16 protein-coding genes are annotated in these 16,552 nt (G+C 65.1%); 9 read left to right on the top strand and 7 right to left on the bottom strand.

Annotation, left to right across the window (positions count from 1 at the left end):
* The 3 genes from AC1DSD_RS11145 to AC1DSD_RS11135 are packed head-to-tail and all read right to left on the bottom strand — an operon-like array spanning position 1 to position 4,078.
* Positions 1–2,172 (bottom strand): RNA degradosome polyphosphate kinase, encoded by a 2,172-nt coding sequence (locus AC1DSD_RS11145; RefSeq protein ID WP_478030089.1) that lies wholly within the window; start codon positions 2,170–2,172, stop codon positions 1–3.
* Positions 2,169–2,813: an HdaA/DnaA family protein gene (locus AC1DSD_RS11140; RefSeq protein WP_478030088.1), complete on the bottom strand. Its 645-nt coding sequence runs from the start codon at positions 2,811–2,813 to the stop codon at positions 2,169–2,171. The genes AC1DSD_RS11145 and AC1DSD_RS11140 overlap by 4 nt, the downstream gene beginning before the upstream one ends.
* Positions 2,810–4,078 (bottom strand): heavy-metal-associated domain-containing protein, encoded by a 1,269-nt coding sequence (locus AC1DSD_RS11135; protein ID WP_478030087.1) that lies wholly within the window; start codon positions 4,076–4,078, stop codon positions 2,810–2,812. The genes AC1DSD_RS11140 and AC1DSD_RS11135 overlap by 4 nt, the downstream gene beginning before the upstream one ends.
* A 334-nt stretch (positions 4,079–4,412) precedes the next feature.
* Here AC1DSD_RS11135 and purM point away from each other — a divergent pair, with 334 nt between their 5' ends.
* Genes purM through AC1DSD_RS11115 form a run of 4 tightly spaced genes read left to right on the top strand, consistent with a single transcriptional unit; the run spans position 4,413 to position 7,095 of the window.
* A complete protein-coding gene (gene purM / locus AC1DSD_RS11130; RefSeq protein WP_478030086.1) occupies positions 4,413–5,507 on the top strand; it encodes a phosphoribosylformylglycinamidine cyclo-ligase in 1,095 nt (364 codons plus the stop codon).
* A 36-nt stretch (positions 5,508–5,543) separates the two neighbouring features.
* Positions 5,544–6,098: a phosphoribosylglycinamide formyltransferase gene (gene purN / locus AC1DSD_RS11125; protein ID WP_478030085.1), complete on the top strand. Its 555-nt coding sequence runs from the start codon at positions 5,544–5,546 to the stop codon at positions 6,096–6,098.
* A complete protein-coding gene (locus tag AC1DSD_RS11120) occupies positions 6,095–6,472 on the top strand; it encodes an MmcQ/YjbR family DNA-binding protein (RefSeq protein WP_478030084.1) in 378 nt (125 codons plus the stop codon). Before purN ends, AC1DSD_RS11120 begins: the two co-directional genes overlap by 4 nt.
* A 17-nt stretch (positions 6,473–6,489) precedes the next feature.
* Positions 6,490–7,095: a hypothetical protein gene (locus tag AC1DSD_RS11115; RefSeq protein ID WP_478030083.1), complete on the top strand. Its 606-nt coding sequence runs from the start codon at positions 6,490–6,492 to the stop codon at positions 7,093–7,095.
* A gap of 22 nt (positions 7,096–7,117) precedes the next feature.
* On the opposite strand, the gene AC1DSD_RS11110 is transcribed toward AC1DSD_RS11115, so the two are convergent.
* Complete coding sequence (locus tag AC1DSD_RS11110) at positions 7,118–7,627, bottom strand: N-acetyltransferase family protein (protein WP_478030082.1); 510 nt, start codon at positions 7,625–7,627, stop codon at positions 7,118–7,120.
* Positions 7,628–7,640: 13 nt separating this feature from the next.
* A complete protein-coding gene (gene ndk / locus AC1DSD_RS11105; protein WP_478030081.1) occupies positions 7,641–8,063 on the bottom strand; it encodes a nucleoside-diphosphate kinase in 423 nt (140 codons plus the stop codon).
* A gap of 165 nt (positions 8,064–8,228) precedes the next feature.
* Between ndk and AC1DSD_RS11100 the strand changes: the two genes are divergently transcribed.
* Positions 8,229–8,915: a hypothetical protein gene (locus tag AC1DSD_RS11100; protein ID WP_478030080.1), complete on the top strand. Its 687-nt coding sequence runs from the start codon at positions 8,229–8,231 to the stop codon at positions 8,913–8,915.
* A gap of 3 nt (positions 8,916–8,918) precedes the next feature.
* On the opposite strand, the gene AC1DSD_RS11095 is transcribed toward AC1DSD_RS11100, so the two are convergent.
* Together AC1DSD_RS11095 and AC1DSD_RS11090 are read right to left on the bottom strand one after the other, a co-directional pair.
* Complete coding sequence (locus AC1DSD_RS11095; protein ID WP_478030079.1) at positions 8,919–9,359, bottom strand: DNA polymerase III subunit chi; 441 nt, start codon at positions 9,357–9,359, stop codon at positions 8,919–8,921.
* Positions 9,360–9,372: 13 nt separating this feature from the next.
* Positions 9,373–10,830 (bottom strand): leucyl aminopeptidase, encoded by a 1,458-nt coding sequence (locus AC1DSD_RS11090; RefSeq protein ID WP_478030078.1) that lies wholly within the window; start codon positions 10,828–10,830, stop codon positions 9,373–9,375.
* A 164-nt stretch (positions 10,831–10,994) separates the two neighbouring features.
* On the opposite strand from AC1DSD_RS11090, the gene AC1DSD_RS11085 reads away from it, so the two are divergent.
* The 4 genes from AC1DSD_RS11085 (at position 10,995) to rsmA (ending at position 16,508) form a co-directional block, all read left to right on the top strand.
* Positions 10,995–13,241, top strand: coding sequence for an LPS-assembly protein LptD (locus AC1DSD_RS11085; protein ID WP_478030077.1), 2,247 nt, complete (start codon positions 10,995–10,997; stop codon positions 13,239–13,241).
* A gap of 76 nt (positions 13,242–13,317) precedes the next feature.
* Complete coding sequence (locus AC1DSD_RS11080) at positions 13,318–14,670, top strand: peptidylprolyl isomerase (protein WP_478030076.1); 1,353 nt, start codon at positions 13,318–13,320, stop codon at positions 14,668–14,670.
* Positions 14,671–14,685: 15 nt separating this feature from the next.
* Positions 14,686–15,693, top strand: coding sequence for a 4-hydroxythreonine-4-phosphate dehydrogenase PdxA (pdxA, locus tag AC1DSD_RS11075; protein ID WP_478030075.1), 1,008 nt, complete (start codon positions 14,686–14,688; stop codon positions 15,691–15,693).
* On the top strand, positions 15,690–16,508 hold the full coding sequence (rsmA, locus tag AC1DSD_RS11070; protein ID WP_478030074.1) for a 16S rRNA (adenine(1518)-N(6)/adenine(1519)-N(6))-dimethyltransferase RsmA: 819 nt from the start codon (positions 15,690–15,692) through the stop codon (positions 16,506–16,508). The genes pdxA and rsmA overlap by 4 nt, the downstream gene beginning before the upstream one ends.
* Positions 16,509–16,552 lie beyond the last annotated feature (44 nt).

Below are 16,552 nucleotides of genomic sequence, written 5' to 3'. Positions count from 1 at the left end.
CTAACGCCGTCGCGTCAGCGAGAGTTTCGGAACTGCCCCGCCCTCGAGCGCGGCACCGCGGCCCGATAGCGACGGATTGGTCATGAAGTAGCGATGGAGATTGAACGGCCGCGGTCCCGGCTCGATTCGGTCATAGGTGCCGTCGGCGTGGAGCACCCAGCTCTGCTCGGTGTCGATCAGGTTGGCCACCATCACTTGGTCGAGAATCTGGTCATGCACGGTCGGATTGAGGATCGGCAGCATATATTCGACCCGGCGGTCGAAATTGCGCGGCATCCAGTCGGCCGAGGAGATGAAGATCTTGGCGCCGTCATTGGGCAGCGCCTTGCCGTTACCGAAGCACCAGATTCGGCTGTGCTCCAGAAAGCGCCCGATCACCGACTTCACCCGGATATTCTCCGACATGCCCGGCACGCCCGGCCTTAGGCAGCAGATACCGCGGATGATCAGGTCGATTTCGACGCCGGCGTTCGACGCTTCGTATAATTTCTCGATGATCGCCGGGTCGACCACCGAGTTCATCTTGGCCCAGATCGCGCCGGGCCGGCCTTCATTGGCATTGGCGATCTCGGCATCGATCAGCGCGGTCAGCCGCGTCCGCATGTCGCGTGGCGAGATTCCGACTAGGCTCAGCACCGGTTCGACATAGCCAGTGACGTAATTGAAGATCTGCGCGGCATCGCGACCGAGCTCGCGATCGGCGGTGAAGAAGCTCAGGTCGGTATAGATGCGCGCGGTGACGGGATGATAATTGCCCGTCCCGAAATGGCAGTAGGTGCGGTACTCGCCGCCCTCGCGCCGGACCACCATCGAGACCTTGGCGTGGGTCTTCCAGTCGAAAAAGCCATAGACCACCTGAACGCCGGCGCGTTCGAGCGCGGAGGCCCAGAGCAGATTCTGCTCTTCGTCGAACCGCGCCTTCAGCTCGACCACCGCGGTCACCGACTTGCCCGATTCGGCCGCCGCGATCAGCGCGTTGATCACCGCCGACTGCTTGCCGGCGCGATAGAGCGTCTGCTTGATCGCGACCACGTCGGGATCGGCCGCCGCTTGCTTGAGGAATTCAATCACCACCTCGAACGTCTCATAGGGGTGATGGACGACGATATCCTTGGCCTTGATCGCCGCGAAACAATCGCCGCCGAATTCGCGGATGCGTTCGGGAAAGCGCGGGCTGAACGGCACGAATTTCAGATCGGGCCGGTTCTCGTCGATGATCGCTTCGAGATCGTGGACGCCCAGGAAGGCCCCGCTTTCGGTGACGAAGGCATCGCCCCCCGCCAGTTCCTCGCGCAACACCACGCCCAGTGCCTCGGGCATGCCCGATTCGAGCTCGAGCCGGATCACCCGGCCGCGCCGCCGCCGCTTGATCGCATTGGCGAAGTAACGGACCAGATCCTCCGCCTCTTCCTCGATCTCGATATCGCTGTCGCGCAGGACGCGGAATTCAGCCGCGCCGTTCACCGCGTAACCGGGAAAGATCAAGGTCGAGAAGCGCTTCACCAGCGATTCGACCGCGACATAGCGCGCCGGCTCGCCGGGCAATCGCACGAACCGCGCCATCGCCGCGGGCAGCATGACCAGTTCGCGGATCATCTCGCCGTCCGAGGCGCGCGTCAGGTCGAAGATCACCGCCAGCCCCTTATTGGGCATGAACGGAAACGGATGGGCGGGATCGAGCGCCTGTGGCGTCAGGATCGGGAAAATCTGTTCGCGGAAGTGTTTTTCGAGCCAGGCCGCCTCGTCCGCGGTGACTGCTTCGTCGATCTGCCGCGAGCCCAGCACATGGACACCAGCCTCGCCCAGTTGGTGACGCAGGTCTCGCCAGACGTTGCGCTGGTCCTCGACAAGCGCATCGGCGCCGGCGACGATTGCGGCGAGTTGCTCGCGCGTGGTCAGGCCATCGGGCGAGCGGCGCTCGACCTCCTGCTTCTGCTGGCCCATCAGCCCAGCGACGCGGACCATGAAGAATTCGTCGAGGTTCGAGCCCGATATCGACAGGAAGCGCACGCGTTCGAGCAGCGGATGCGCGGTATTGCAGGCCTCTTCGAGCACGCGACGGTTGAACGCCAGCCAGGACAGCTCGCGATTGAAATAGCGTTCGCCGCTCTCCCCGCTTTCGAACGGATCGTCGTCATTGGCGAGGCGCGCGATATGGGCGGGGCGAGTCATTGTTCACCTTGTTCGGTGTTGTCGGCTGCGGACGGCCGGGCGATGATTCCCGCCTCGGCCAGTGTGGCCCGTGCCAGTGGGATCGACAAGCGCTTGCGGCGTTCGAGCACTTCCTGATCGAGCACGTCGACGACACGTTCCACCGCAATGAAGCTGCGTTCGAGCCGCGCGATCAGCCATTGGATCAGGTCCGGCCGCGCATCGAGGCCGCGCCGCAGGAACTGGCGTTCGAGCAGCGCTTGCATCAGCGCGTCGTCGGGCGCTCCGATCTCCGCGATCGGGCTGGCGGCGAGGCGTGAGCGCAGGTCGGCGATGCCGACTTTCCACGCTGGCGGCGCCGCATTGGCGACGAACAATTGCGGACGGCGCGCGGCCTGGGCGTCGTTCCAGGCGTGGAACAATTCCTTTTCGGGCCGCAGGTCGGCGTCATCGACGATCCTGCCGCCACTCCGGCTGGCGAAGACGCGCGCCAACAGGCTGCGCCCGGATTTGCGCGGACCGACCAGCAAGGCGGTCATCACCGGCCAGGTTCCCCAATGTTCGAGCTGGTGAAAGGCGTGCGCATTGGACGGCGTGACGAGGAACTCGTCGTCGCCCGGTCCGGGCGGCCAAGCCAGCGGCAGGCCGAATTGCTGGCTCATCCGGTCGGTCGGTCTTCCGACGGGACGGCCGGCGGCGGCGAGGACGGCCGCCGGATCCTGAGCGTCGCGCCGCTACGGCCGACCTGGAAACCGCGCGCTTCGAGCGCCGACGCCAACGCCGCCGGATCGCCGCTATAATTGAGCCGCATCACCGACACGCCGCCGATCGCCATGCTGGTGGTGTTGGCTCCGCTGACGCCAGGCACGCCGCGAACCGCGCCCTCGATCGCCGAGACCGATGCGGCGCTAGGCGTATCGAACTGGACGGTAATGGCAGCACCGCCGGCGATCGCCGTCGTGGCGTCGGCGGTCGTCGCCTCGCCGGTCGGCGTATCGGTAGGTGTCGGGGTTGCCGTCGGCGTCGCCTGGGGCGGCGGAATATAAGCGAGGCTGGGATCGACGCCGAGCGCACCATTGCGCAGTTCGTCCTGATAGATCGTGTCGATCCGCTTCACGCCCGCGTCGAGCAGCGCCGGCACGCCGGCTTCACTGTCGACGCGCAAGGCGAATCGCGCCAGCAACTCGTTGTCGGGGCCGTGCCGCGCCTCGAATACGCCAACGACCGGCCCACCCGGCCATTGGCGATAGAGCGTGACCGAGGGCACCAGGACGTCGGCGGCGGCATATTGGTCGAGTACGCTGCGCCACCAGCCGCGATCGCGCCGGCCTGCTTGCCCCTCGTTGACCAACAACGAATCGGCGCCGACGCCGGTCGGCCGGACGTAATCGACCGAGCTGTCTCCGGCCCGGAACCGCTGCCAGGCATCCGCCCAAGCCGTTTTTTGTTCGAACGCAACCGCGCTGCCGCCGGACCATTGAACCGGAATCAGCAACATCGGTGCGGATCGCGAAATGTCGCCAACCGCGCCCATCAACCCGCCCAGCCGCGCACGACTGAACAGCACGCCCAGCTTGGCGATATAGCGATTGGGGCCGATTTGCTCGTTCTGGATGACGATGCCGGTCACCATCGAATCGAGCACGCTGTCGGCAGGCACGCCGCCGCCACCGCCGTATTTCTGCGACAGCATCTGATAGGCCTTGCGCTGGGCAAGTCGCCATCCGGCGATCCGCGCGGATTCGGCATCGGGGCCGTTGACGTCGACATCGACGTTATCGACCTGATAGCTGCCCGACGCGTCGATCGGCTGGTTCATGTCGATCTTGTCGCCGCCATCGTCTTGTGCGGCGACCATCCCGGCGGCCCCGGCAAGAGCAAGGGCCGCGGCTAAAGCGGAGGCGTGGAAGAAACGGCTGCGGCGCATGTCGGCGCCCTTTTGGCGAAGCAGACGTGGAAATCCAAGCTTGTTGTCGTTTGGGCGCACATTCACCCCTGGCGATGCCCTGGACGGAGCGGATTTTGGTGCAGGGCTAGAAGCGAGGAGGGAGCGATGCATTATGCATCGTGACCGACGCGCGACGACGCCATGCGCCAAAATCCGCCCGCCGCTTCGCGGTTGCGCTGGGAGACGCACCGGCGTTGTCGCTTGCTTGCGCGTAGCTCAAGGCTACGCGACTGCGCTGCGCTCCTAGCCAGCACGCCTCCCAGCGCAATCCAGGGCATTGCCAGGGGTGAATGTGCGCCCTAGTCGCGTCCGTATGAGCGAGAATGAGCCCTACACTTATGCCCAGGCGGGCGTGTCCATCGAGGCCGGAAACGCGCTGGTTCGCGCGATTGGGCCGTTGGCCAAGGCAACGCGTCGACCCGGCGCGGACGCCGATCTCGGCGGATTCGGCGGGTTCTTCGACCTCAAGGCGGCCGGGTTCAAGGATCCGCTGCTGGTGGCGGCGAATGACGGAGTCGGCACCAAACTGAAACTCGCGATCGACAGTGGACGCCATGACGGCGTCGGCATCGACCTCGTCGCGATGTGCGCCAACGACCTGATCGTGCAAGGCGCCGAGCCTTTATTCTTCCTCGATTATTACGCGACCGGAAAGCTCGACAATGCGGTTGCCGAGCGGGTGGTGGCGGGCATTGCCGAAGGCTGCCGCATCGCTGGCTGTGCGCTGATCGGTGGCGAGACCGCTGAAATGCCCGGCATGTATGCCGATGGCGATTACGACCTCGCCGGTTTCTGCGTCGGCGCGGTCGAGCGCGATCGCGTGCTGACTGGCAAGGACATTGCGGCCGGCGACGTGATCCTTGGACTTGCTTCGTCAGGCGTTCATTCCAACGGCTATTCGCTGGTCAGGCGATTGGCGGCGGACAGAGGCTGGAAGCTCGATCGCCCCGCTCTGTTCGACGCCGATACACTGTTGATCGACGCGCTGATGGCGCCGACGCGCATCTATGTGAAAAGCTTGTTGCCGCTCATCGCCGAGGGTCGGATCAAGGGATTGGCGCATATCACCGGCGGCGGCCTGCTCGAGAATATCCCGCGCGTGCTGCCGGATGGCGCGCATGCCCGGATCGACGCCGATGGCTGGGAGCAGCCGCGGCTGATGGCGTTCCTGCAGGCACAAGGCGCGATCGAGCCCGAGGAAATGGCACGGACCTTTAATTGCGGGGTCGGGATGGCGGTCGTGGTTGCCGCGGACGATGTCGAAGCGGTGACGGCCGCCCTAATGGCTGCCGGTGAGACTGTGCTGACAATCGGAGCGATCGAGGCCGGGCAGCGCGGCTGCACGGTGACCGGCTCAGCCGGCACCTGGAGCGCGCGTGCCGACTGGACGGCGACGCATAATGCATAAGGCACTTCTCCCTTCCCGCTGGCGGGAGGGGAACGCATGAAAAAAGTCGGCATCCTGATCTCCGGCCGCGGGTCGAACATGATGGCGATCGTCGAGAATGCGGACACCGCATACGAAGTCGTGGTGGTCGCGTCGGACAAGCCCGAGGCGCCGGGCCTGATCTGGGCGCGCGAGCATGGTATCCCGACCTTCGCGCTGTCGCCCAAGGGCATCGGCAAGCTCGCCTATGAAGCGGCGATTTCCGCGGCGCTTCGCGAGGCCGGCGCCGAGATCGTCGCGCTCGCCGGTTACATGCGGCTGCTCTCGGACGAGTTCGTCGCCGAATGGCGTGGGCGCATCATCAACATCCACCCGTCGCTGCTGCCCAAATATAAGGGCCTCGACACGCATGCGCGCGCCATCGCGGCGGGCGACGAAGAAGCGGGGTGCTCGGTGCATATCGTGACCGAGGAGCTCGACGCCGGCGAAGTGCTCGGACAAGCGCGCGTGCCGATCCTGCCCGAGGACGACGCCGACACGCTGGCCGCGCGGGTCCTGGCGGAAGAGCATCGCCTTTACCCACAGGTTCTGGCAGATTTCGCGGCACGATGAGTCCCGATCCCGATGCCGACCTGAAGCAGATCCGCGCGATCTGCATGAGCTTTCCCGAGGCAGCCGAGAAGCTGTCGCATGGATCGCCCGCCTTTTTCATCGAGAAGGGCAAGGTCTATGCTTATTTCTGGCACAACCATCACGGCGACGGACACACCGCCGTCATGGTCAAGACCAGCGGGCGCGAGGAACAGGCGATGCTGGTCGAGATGGACCCCGATTTCTATCATATCCCGCCCTATCTCGGCCCGTCGGGCTGGATTGGAATGGAATTGAACGGCGACGCGACCGACTGGCAACGCGTCGAGGACAGGATCGCGATGAGCTGGGAAATGGTGGCGCCGCGCCGCTTGCTGGAGGCCGGTGGGCGATGAACGATCCAGAGACGCCCATGTCGACTTCTGCCGCGGTCGAAACTCCGGCCGAGCGCGCCGAGAAGGCAGCGATCCGCCGGCGCTGGATTTCGCTGGCCGAATGGGTCGGCATCGCCGCTTTGCTGGTATCGGCTGGCGGCTTGTGGATGAGTTGGTCCGATCGCAAGGCCGATCAGGCCGAGCGCGCGACCGAGAGCAACGAGAAATCGCTCGTCGCCTTCACCGCATCCCGCAACGGGAACACTGTGCTAACGCTCAACGACCCCGATCATCGCATCCAGGAGATCGACGTCGCCTTCCCGCCGGCATTGGGAGTGGACGCGCAGACCGGACTGTCCAGCCCGCAGATCGACACAAACTGGTTCGAACGCGCCTTGCTCAAGGTCACCGACAAAGGCGCGGACGACCGTCAGGGCCGCCTGCCCGTACTGATCACCGCGACCTGGTGGGATGGCGACACCAAGAAGACCGACCGGGCAATCTATCAAGTCCGATGGAAGACAGCCGGGCGTCTGCTCGGCGGCCGCAAGCTCGAACTCGAAGGCGCCAGTCTGGCCGAACGCGGTGGGAGTCCGGCGCGGCTCGATGCCCTATGGGCGAAGGAAAAGCCGGCGGAACACTGACCGCCGACCCGGCGTCACCCGATCATAGCTGCAGCGCGTAGATCACGTCGTCGCATAAGGTAGCGCCGACCTGATACTGCCGTTCGCCGACCTTAATGAAGCCCTGCTTCTCGTAAAATGCGCGGGCGCGCTCGTTGCCGGCATAGACGCCGAGCAACATACGCTCGCCGCCCATCGCCCGCGCGTCGAGCAGCGCCTGCGCCATCAGCGCAGGGCCCAGCCCGGTGCCGTGCGCCCGCGATAGGGTATAAATGCGGCGGAGCTCGATGTCTGCGGAACTCGTTTCGATTGCGGGCAGTTCGGGCGTGGTCAGCACCGAATAGCCGATCGGCGCTCCGCCGCTCGCAATCTCTGCGACGACGACGCGGCTACCCGCCGCCTGGGCCCAAGCGCGAAATGCGTCCAGGTGATTGGCCTTGGCGCAATGCGCGACGATGTCGGGCCCTTCGAGGAGCCCGGCAAACGTCTCGAGGAAGCAGGCCGAGGCGACGAGCGACAGCGCCGCGGCATCCGCCGCGGTCGCTCGCTTCAATCGCCAACCAGCGTCAGCCGACAATTTCGTCGGGGGTGAAGAAGAACGCGATCTCGATCGCGGCATTCTCGTCCGAATCCGATCCGTGGACGGTGTTCGCCTCGATCGATTCGGCCAGCTCCTTGCGGATCGTGCCCGGCGCGGCGTTCTCGGGGTTGGTCGCGCCCATGATGTCACGGTTGCGCTGCACGGCGTTCTCGCCTTCGAGCACCTGAACCACGACCGGACCCGAGATCATGAAGTCGACCAGGTCGCCGAAGAACGGGCGCTCCTTGTGGACCGCGTAGAAGCCTTCAGCCTGCTCGCGGCTCATGTGGATGCGCTTCGATGCGACGACGCGGAGACCCGCTTCTTCCAGCATCTTGGTGACCGCACCGGTGATGTTGCGGCGGGTGGCATCGGGCTTGATGATCGAAAACGTGCGGTTGGCGGCCATGGCGGTCGCTCGCTCCTCTATTGCTGGGGCTGTGGAAAACTGGCGGCTCCCTAGGCGGGGAGCGTCCGGGATGCAACCCGCGCTCGGATGCGACATGTAATCTCTACCCGCTCGGGGGATTTTGTGTCAGCCTTTGCTCCAGGGTCGATATCGGGGAGAGGATCGATGCGGTCTGCTTGGGTCATCGCCACCGCGGCCGCATTGCTGCTCGGCGGATGCGATGCGTCGCTGATGTCTAAGAATCCGCTGTTCGAGCAAGGCAAGGCCAGGCTCAAACCCGGTTTGTGGGTCATCGAGCCGAAAGATTGCCCCGCGCCGGTAGATGCCAATATTTTCGACTGGCCAGATTGCGCCAAGCCGGCGCAGGTCCGGGATGGCGAGATCAGGATCTTTTCCGGTGCGGGGCCGGTGCGGCTCAAGCTCGTTTCGAGCGACGGGATGCCGATGATCCTTCAAATCTCAGCTGACAAAGATCGAATGGGTGCCGGCGCGTCCGACCTCTACAATGACGGCACGATGGACATGCCGCCCGCGAGGCCCGACGACACGAAGCCAGAAATGGCCTTTGCATATCTCGCTTTCCTGCCATCCCCGAACGACCCGGTCACGCGTGGGATGCTGATGCCGCTTTATTGTCCCCGGGATGGCGATAGGGATCCGGACATCAGGCGCATTCCAAAGCCGGACAAAACCCAACCGGACGAATGCGAGGTGACTTCGGCCAGAGCTGTGCGTCATGTTGCCCAAAAAACCGCGTCGAATTGGCCGAAATGGCAAGCGATCTGGATTGCCGATCAACCTTACGGACCGGCTGGTTCCGACGACGCGGTGATGAACGTCTCAAACGACTGACTATCAGGCAGCTTTCGACCAGCGCCCGTTATCGTCCTGCTTCCAGTAATTGCGCTCGACGCCATCGCGCGTCGCGAGCGATTTCCACGCCTCGCGTGCCTCGACGATGCGGTCGCCGTCGAAGAAGTGGAACGCCCGGTCGAAATCGAGCGCTTCGTCGCGCCACCGCCCATCGATCAGCGCGATGTTGCGCGCGGCGTTGGTAGGAACGGGCGCCTCTCCGATCAGCACCGGCTGGACTGCATCGTCCTCGCCGCCGGCCTGGCCGTGCGGCAGGAAGCTGTCGGCGGCGAATGTCCAGAGCAGACGATCGATCGCGGCGCGCTGGGCCGCGTCGTCGCTGACCACCAGTAGCCGCCCCCCACCCGCCACCACGCGCTGGGCGATGCTGGGCAAGGCGCGGTCGAGCGGGGTGACGGTGAGGTGGTAGAAATCGACTTGCATGTCGGACCGGCGTTCAGCTCTCGTAATTGTCGGCGACGAAGCGGTCGAGCAGGCGCACGCCATAGCCGGTCGCGCCCTTGTCATAGGTGTTACCCGCTTTGTCGGCCCAGACCATGCCGGCAATGTCGAGATGCGCCCATTTGACGCCGTTCTCTATAAACCGCCCGATGAACTGCGCCGCGGTGATCGACCCGGCGCCACGCGGGCCGACATTCTTCATGTCGGCGATCGGCGAGTCGATCAATTTGTTGTACGCGTCGCTCATCGGGAAGCGCCACAACAGGTCACCCGACGCGCGACCGGCAGCGAGCAACTGATCGGCCAGCGCATCGTCATTCGAGAAGACGCCGGCATGCTCGTTGCCCAGGCTGATGATCATCGCCCCGGTCAGGGTAGCGAGGTCGACGATCGCCTTGGGGTGATGCGTGCGCTGCACCCAGGTGACGCAATCGCACAGCACCAGGCGCCCTTCGGCATCGGTATTGAGCACTTCGATCGTCTGGCCCGACATCGAGGTCAGGATATCGCCCGGCCGGATCGCGTTGCCGTCGGGCATGTTCTCGACCAGGCCGCACACGCCGATAACGTTCGCCTTGGCCTTGCGCGAGGCCAGCGCCTTCATCGCGCCGACCACCGCGCCGGCGCCGCCCATGTCCCATTTCATGTCTTCCATGCCGGGCCCGGGCTTGAGCGAAATGCCGCCGGTGTCGAAGGTCACGCCCTTGCCGACCAAGGCGAGATCGGGATCGCCCGCGCCCTTGCCGCTCCATTTGAGTGCCAGCAGGCGCCCTTCCCTGGCCGATCCTTGCGCGACTCCCAGGAGCGCGCCCATGCCCAACTCAGCCATTTGGTCGGGGCCGAGCACGGTGACTTCGAGGCCCAATCCCTCGACGCTCGCCAGCACGCGCTCGACGAAGGTTTCCGGATAGACGACGTTGGGCGGTTCCGCGACGAGCGTGCGCGTAAGGTCGAGGCCGCCAGTGACTGCCTGATTGTGCTGCCACGCAGTGTCGGCTCCATCGGGAGCGCCGACGATCGTCGCTTCCGCCAATGTCGGCTTCTGCTTTTCTGTCAGCTTGGTGCGATAGGTATCGATCCGCCACGCGCGTTGGGCGAGCGCACCCGCGAACCGTCCGACCGCCGCAGGGCTGGGCTGGACCGCACCGAGATCGATCGCCGCGCTGATCGCGTTGGTCAGCAACCGCGCGGTGACCGCGCCTCCCGCCCGCTCCCAATCCGTCTCGTTGCCGTCGCCGACCCCTAGCAACAGGATGCGCTTCACCGCGCCATCGACACCGACAAACGCTTCGGCAATCGAGCCCGCTTCGCCTTCGAACCGCGCTGCCGCGGCGGTCGCGGCGAGCACTTCCTGACCGGTACGACCGCCAATCGCCGTGTCGAGCCCGTTCTTTTGCACCGGGATAACCAGCGCATCGGCGACAGGAGGTGTGGCGGCGAACTCGATCTTCATGGACTGCAACCTCAATCAAAAACACGAAATGCGTGCTGGACGCGCCTCTCTAGGCCGCTATTGCGCTGGCTGCAAAGGCCGGCCCCGGCGATTGCGGATCGGCGGCATGGATGCGATACCGGCGGCCCGGCAGTCAGGGACCGTCGCCGGAAAAAGGGTGTTTGGTGATCGTCACGCGTTCCGCATTTCTGGCCGGCTCGGCGATTCTTCTCGCGCTTGCGGCCGCGACACCGGCTTGCGCGCAGGATCTTCAGGACCGCCCGGTCGAGGTGCCGCCGCCGTCCGAAGCGCCGGCATCGACCGATCCCGACCAGGTGCAATTCTCCGCCACCACGCTGCAATACGATACCGACACCGAGATCGTCACGGCGACCGGCGACGTGCGGATGTACCGCCAGGGCGACAAGTTGCGCGCCGACAAGGTGGTCTGGAACCGCAAGACGGGCAAAGTGACGGCGATCGGCAATATCGCAGTCACCAACCCTCAGGGTGATACCGCTTATGGCGATCAGATCGACCTGACCGATACGCTCAAGGACGGCGTCGTCGATAATATGCTCGTCGTCCTCGAACAGGGCGGACGACTGGCCGCGGTCAAGGGCGAGCGTAGCGAGAGCGGCGTCGTCACTTTGCGCCAGGCCGCCTATACGCCCTGTTCCGTGACCGATTCCGAGGGGTGTCCCAAGGAACCGTCGTGGAAGGTCACCGCGGTCAAAGTCGTCTATCGCCCCGATCGCGAGCGCATCTATTTCACCGGCGCACGCTTCAACCTGTTCGGCTTCGCCACCGTTCCGCTGCCCAAATTGTCGACTCCGGTCGGCAACGGCGCGCAAAGCGGGATTCTCAGCCCGGATATCCGCTACAGCCGCACCAACGGGTTCGAGGTCGGCGTCCCTTATTATTTCCGGCTGGCCGACAATAAGGGCCTGACCATCACGCCGCGGCTGTTCACCAGCGTCGCGCCAATGATCCAGGCCGAATATGAGCAATTGTCGACCAAGGGCGCGTTCAAGATCACCGGTTACGGCACGGTATCGCCGCGAAGCGATCTACTCGCGACACCCACGCCGGCGACGACCGAGAATGCGTTCCGCGGTTACCTGGACGGTGTCGCACGGTATCAGCTCGATCCCAATTGGTCGATCTCCGGCTCGCTCAGGATCACCACCGACCGTACGTTCCTGCGCCGCTACGAAATCTCCAACGACGATCGCCTCCGCTCGACCTTCAGCGTCGAGCGGATCGACGCCAATAGCTATTTCGCGATCAACGGCTGGCTGGTGCAGACTTTACGGCTCGGCGACCGCCAGGGACTGCAGCCGATCGCGCTGCCTGAATTCGACTATCGCCGGCGGATCGATGGCATTCTCGGCGGCCGCCTCAACCTCCAGGCCAACACGCTCAGCATCGCGCGCACCGCTGGGCAGGATACGCAGCGCGCCTTTGTCAGCGCGCAATGGGATTTGCGCCGCATCACGCCCTGGGGTCAGGAAGTGACGCTGACCGCCTTTGCGCGCGGCGATCTCTACAATGCCAGCGACACGGCCGCGACCACGGTCATCAGCTATCGCGGTCAGAACGGCTTCCATACGCGCGCCATCGCGGCGCTGGCACTCGACGTTAAATGGCCGCTGATCGGCGAGTTCCTCGGTGGCACGCAGCGACTGACGCCGCGGTTCCAGGTCGTCGCCTCGCCGCCGACTCCAAACCTCAAGGTTCCCAACGAGGATGCGCGCGCCGTCGACCTCGAGGATTCGAACCTGTTCGCGCTCAACCGCTTCCCCGGTTACGACCGGTGGGAGGATTCGACGCGTTTCACCTACGGCCTGGATTATTCGCTCGATCTGCCGGGTATCGCGATCAACGCGACGATCGGGCAGAGCTATCGGTTGTCGAGCAAGCCGACGATCTTCCCCGACGGCACCGGTCTGACCGATCGCTGGTCCGACGTCGTCGGCCGGACCGAGGTGCGGTTCCGCGACTTCGTTTCGTTCATTCACCGCTATCGGCTCGACAAGGACAATCTGGCGATCCGCCGTAACGAGGTCGACGCGACGGTCGGCACCAAGCGCACCTATTTGCTGTTCGGTTATCTTCGCCTCAATCGCAATATCGCCCCGACGCTGGAGGATTTGCGCGATCGTGAGGAATTGCGTCTCGGCGCGCGGGTCGGGTTCGCACGCTTCTGGTCGATCTTCGGGTCGACGACGATCGATCTGACCGACAAGAACGAAGATCCGCAATCACTAGCCGACGGCTTCGATCCGATCCGACACCGGCTGGGCGTGCAATATGAAGACGATTGCCTGCGCCTCGGCCTGACCTGGAAACGCGACTATCAGGATACTGGCGACGCCCGGGCCGGCAACAGCTTCCTGTTGACGCTGGCGTTCAAGAATTTGGGTCGCTAAGCATGCGTTCATGCGAAATCGGGCAGGCGTAAACGGTTTGTCGGGTGCGCCCGGTTGTTCATGGGGTTTCTTTCAGGTGAAAATTTTCTCGACTTCGGCGCGCATCGCGCTTGCGCTTGGTGCTGGCGCGATGATGGCGGCGAGCAGCGCCTCGATCGCTCAGACCGTGCCCGATAGCGGCGTGCCGCAGACCGGCCTGGATATTCCGGAGAACCTCCAGATCTTCGGCAAGCTCGATCCCAACGTTCGCAAGCCGACCGCGATCGTCAATGGCGTGGTGATCACCGGCACCGATGTCGACCAGCGGATGGCGCTGATCATCGCCGCCAACCAGTATCAGCTCAACGACCAGGAGCGCGATCAGCTGCGGCTGATGGTGCTGCGCGGCCTGATCGACGAAGTGCTGCAGATTCAGGAAGCCAAGACCAACGACATCACGATCACCTCGGCAGAAATCGACCAGGCGCTCGGCCGCGTCGCCAAGAATTTCAACCAGCCGCCGGAAAAGTTCGCCGCATTCCTGCGCTCGATCGGATCGTCGGAACGATCGGTGCGCAAGCAGATCGAGGGCGAACTCGCCTGGCAGCGTTATCTTCGCCGCACGGTCGAACCGCGCGTCAACGTCAGCGAAGAGGAAGTGCAATCGATCCTCGACCGCATGACCAAGGACAAGGGCACGGAGGAATATCACCTCTACGAAATCTACAAGAGCGCGGGAACCAACCCGCAAGCCGTCGTCGCCGGCATGCAGGACATGATGCAGCAGATGAAGGACGGCAAGCAGACGTTCCGATACTTCGCCCAGACGCAGTCGGAAACGACGACGGGACCGAGCGGAGGCGACCTCGGCTGGGTTCGCGCCGCGATGCTGCCCGCCGAAATCGCGACCGCTGCGTCGCAGATGCAGCCGGGGCAGCTTGCCGGTCCGATCGAGCTTCCGGGCGGTTTTGACATCCTGTTCCTCCAGGAAAAGCGGCAGGTACTCGGGATCGATCCGCTCGCGGCAAAGCTCAGCCTGAAGCAGATCAAGATCACGTTCCCGGCCGGGACGACCCAGGAACAGGCGCAAGGCCGCGCCGCCGAGTTCGCCAAGGCGACCCAGGCGATCAACGGCTGCGGCGCCGCCAACCAGGCGGCGGCGGGCATGGGCGCGGAAATCGTCGACAACGATTCGCTGACCGTACGCGATTTGCCGCAGGCCTTGCAGCAGATGGTCCTGAGTATGCAGATCGGCCAGGCGACGCCACCGTTCGGATCGCCGTCCGAGGGCGTCAGCGTCCTCGTGCTGTGCGGGCGAGACGATGCCAAGGCGCCGACGCTGCCCAACGCGGCCGACCTGCAATATAAGATGGAACAGGACCGCGTGAACAAACGCGCGCAGAAGATCCTGCGCGACCTCAGGCGCGACGCCATCGTCGAGTATCGTTGACGGAGAGGCCCTAACATGACCGCCCTTCCCCCGCTGGCAGTCGCGATGGGCGACCCTGCCGGGGTCGGTCCGGAGATCATCGCCAAGGCCTGGGCGCGCCGGCGCGAGGAACGGTTGCTGCCGTTTTTCGCGGTCGGCGACGTTCGCGCAATCGCGCGCGTCTGGGACGGCCCGGTCGCGCATATCGATTCGCCGAGCGGCGCGTTTGCCGCATTCGACGGCGCCTTGCCCGTGCTGAGCGTGGAAGACGGCGGAGAAATCGTTCCCGGACGCCCGGACCTGGAGGGAGCGCGTTGCGCGCTGCATTCGCTCGAACTGGCAACCGGGCTGACCCGATCGGGCGCCGCCGGTGCGCTGGTCACGGGGCCGGTATCGAAGGCACAGCTCTATCAGATCGGCTTCACCCATCCCGGCCAGACCGAGTTCGTCGCCGAACGGGTCGGCGTCGCCGCCAGCACGACGGTCATGATGCTCGCCGGCCCGACCTTGCGCGTGGTGCCAGTGACGACCCATGTCGCGCTCCGCCAGGTGCCTGGCCTGATCACCACCGGGCTGCTCGTGGCGAAGGCGCTGGTCACTGCCCGGGCGCTGGTGCGCGACTTCGGCATCGCCAGCCCGAGATTGGCCTTTGCCGGCCTCAACCCGCACGCCGGCGAACAAGGCGCGATCGGACGCGAAGAGATCGACGTGATCATCCCGGCGGTCGAAGCGCTGGTGGCGCAGGGAATCGACGCGACCGGCCCGATGGCCGCCGATACGATGTTCCACGCGCGCGCCCGGGCAACCTATGATGCGGCGATCTGCTGCTATCACGACCAGGCGCTGGTGCCGCTCAAGACGCTGCATTTCGACGAAGGCGTCAACATCACGCTTGGCTTGCCGATCGTACGGACCTCGCCCGATCACGGCACGGCGTTCGGCATTGCCGGCCAGGACCGCGCCGAGCCGGGTGCGATGATTGCCGCCCTCCGCCTCGCCGCCGAAGCCGCCCAGCGCCGCGCCGACGCGCTCGTCGCGGCGTGACTCCCGACCTTCCGCCGCTGCGCGAGGTCATCGCGCGTCATGGCCTGTCGGCGTCGAAGGCACTCGGCCAGAACTTCCTGTTCGATGGCCAGTTGCTCGCGCGGATCGCGGCGATCCCCGGCGACCTGACCGATGCCGAGATACTCGAAGTTGGTCCCGGCCCGGGCGGCCTGACTCGTGCCTTGCTCGCCGCCGGGGCTCGCGTCACGGCGATCGAACGCGACCGGCGCTGCCTGCCCGCGCTCGCCGAACTCGAAGTCGCTTATCCGGACAAGCTCAGGGTAATCGAGGGCGATGCACTTGAGGTCGACGCGCCCGCGCTGTTCGCGGGCCGGCCGCATATCGCCTCCAACCTGCCCTATAATGTCGGCACCGCCTTGCTCGTCCGCTGGCTGTCGGCCGATTGGCAGCCCTGGTGGCAAAGCCTGACATTGATGTTCCAGCGCGAGGTGGCCGAACGGATCGTCGCCACCACCGACAGCGACGCTTATGGCCGGCTGGCCGTGCTCGCGCAGTGGCGGTCGTCGGCGCGGATCGCGATGAACGTCCATCGCTCGGCGTTCACGCCGCCGCCCAAGGTGATGTCCGCGGTCGTGCATATCGTACCCAGCGAGCAGCCCGACGGCGTGGAGTTCGCCAAGCTCGAACGCTTGACCGCCGCAGCGTTCGGGCAGCGCCGGAAGATGTTGCGGCAGAGTCTGAAGAGCGTGCCGCGGGCATTGGAAGCACTCGAACAGGTCGGCATCGATCCTGCCCGGCGCGCCGAGACCGTGTCGGTCGCGGAATTCGTCGCGCTCGCGCGGTGCCTTTCCTGAACGCTAAGACCCTCTCCCGCGCGCGGGAGAGGGAGGGGCCCGCC

The sequence above is a fragment of the Sphingomonas sp. P4_D12 genome (assembly GCF_056401895.1).
The sequence above is the reverse complement of the archived record's forward strand: the minus strand, read 5'-3'. Positions and strand labels throughout refer to the sequence as shown.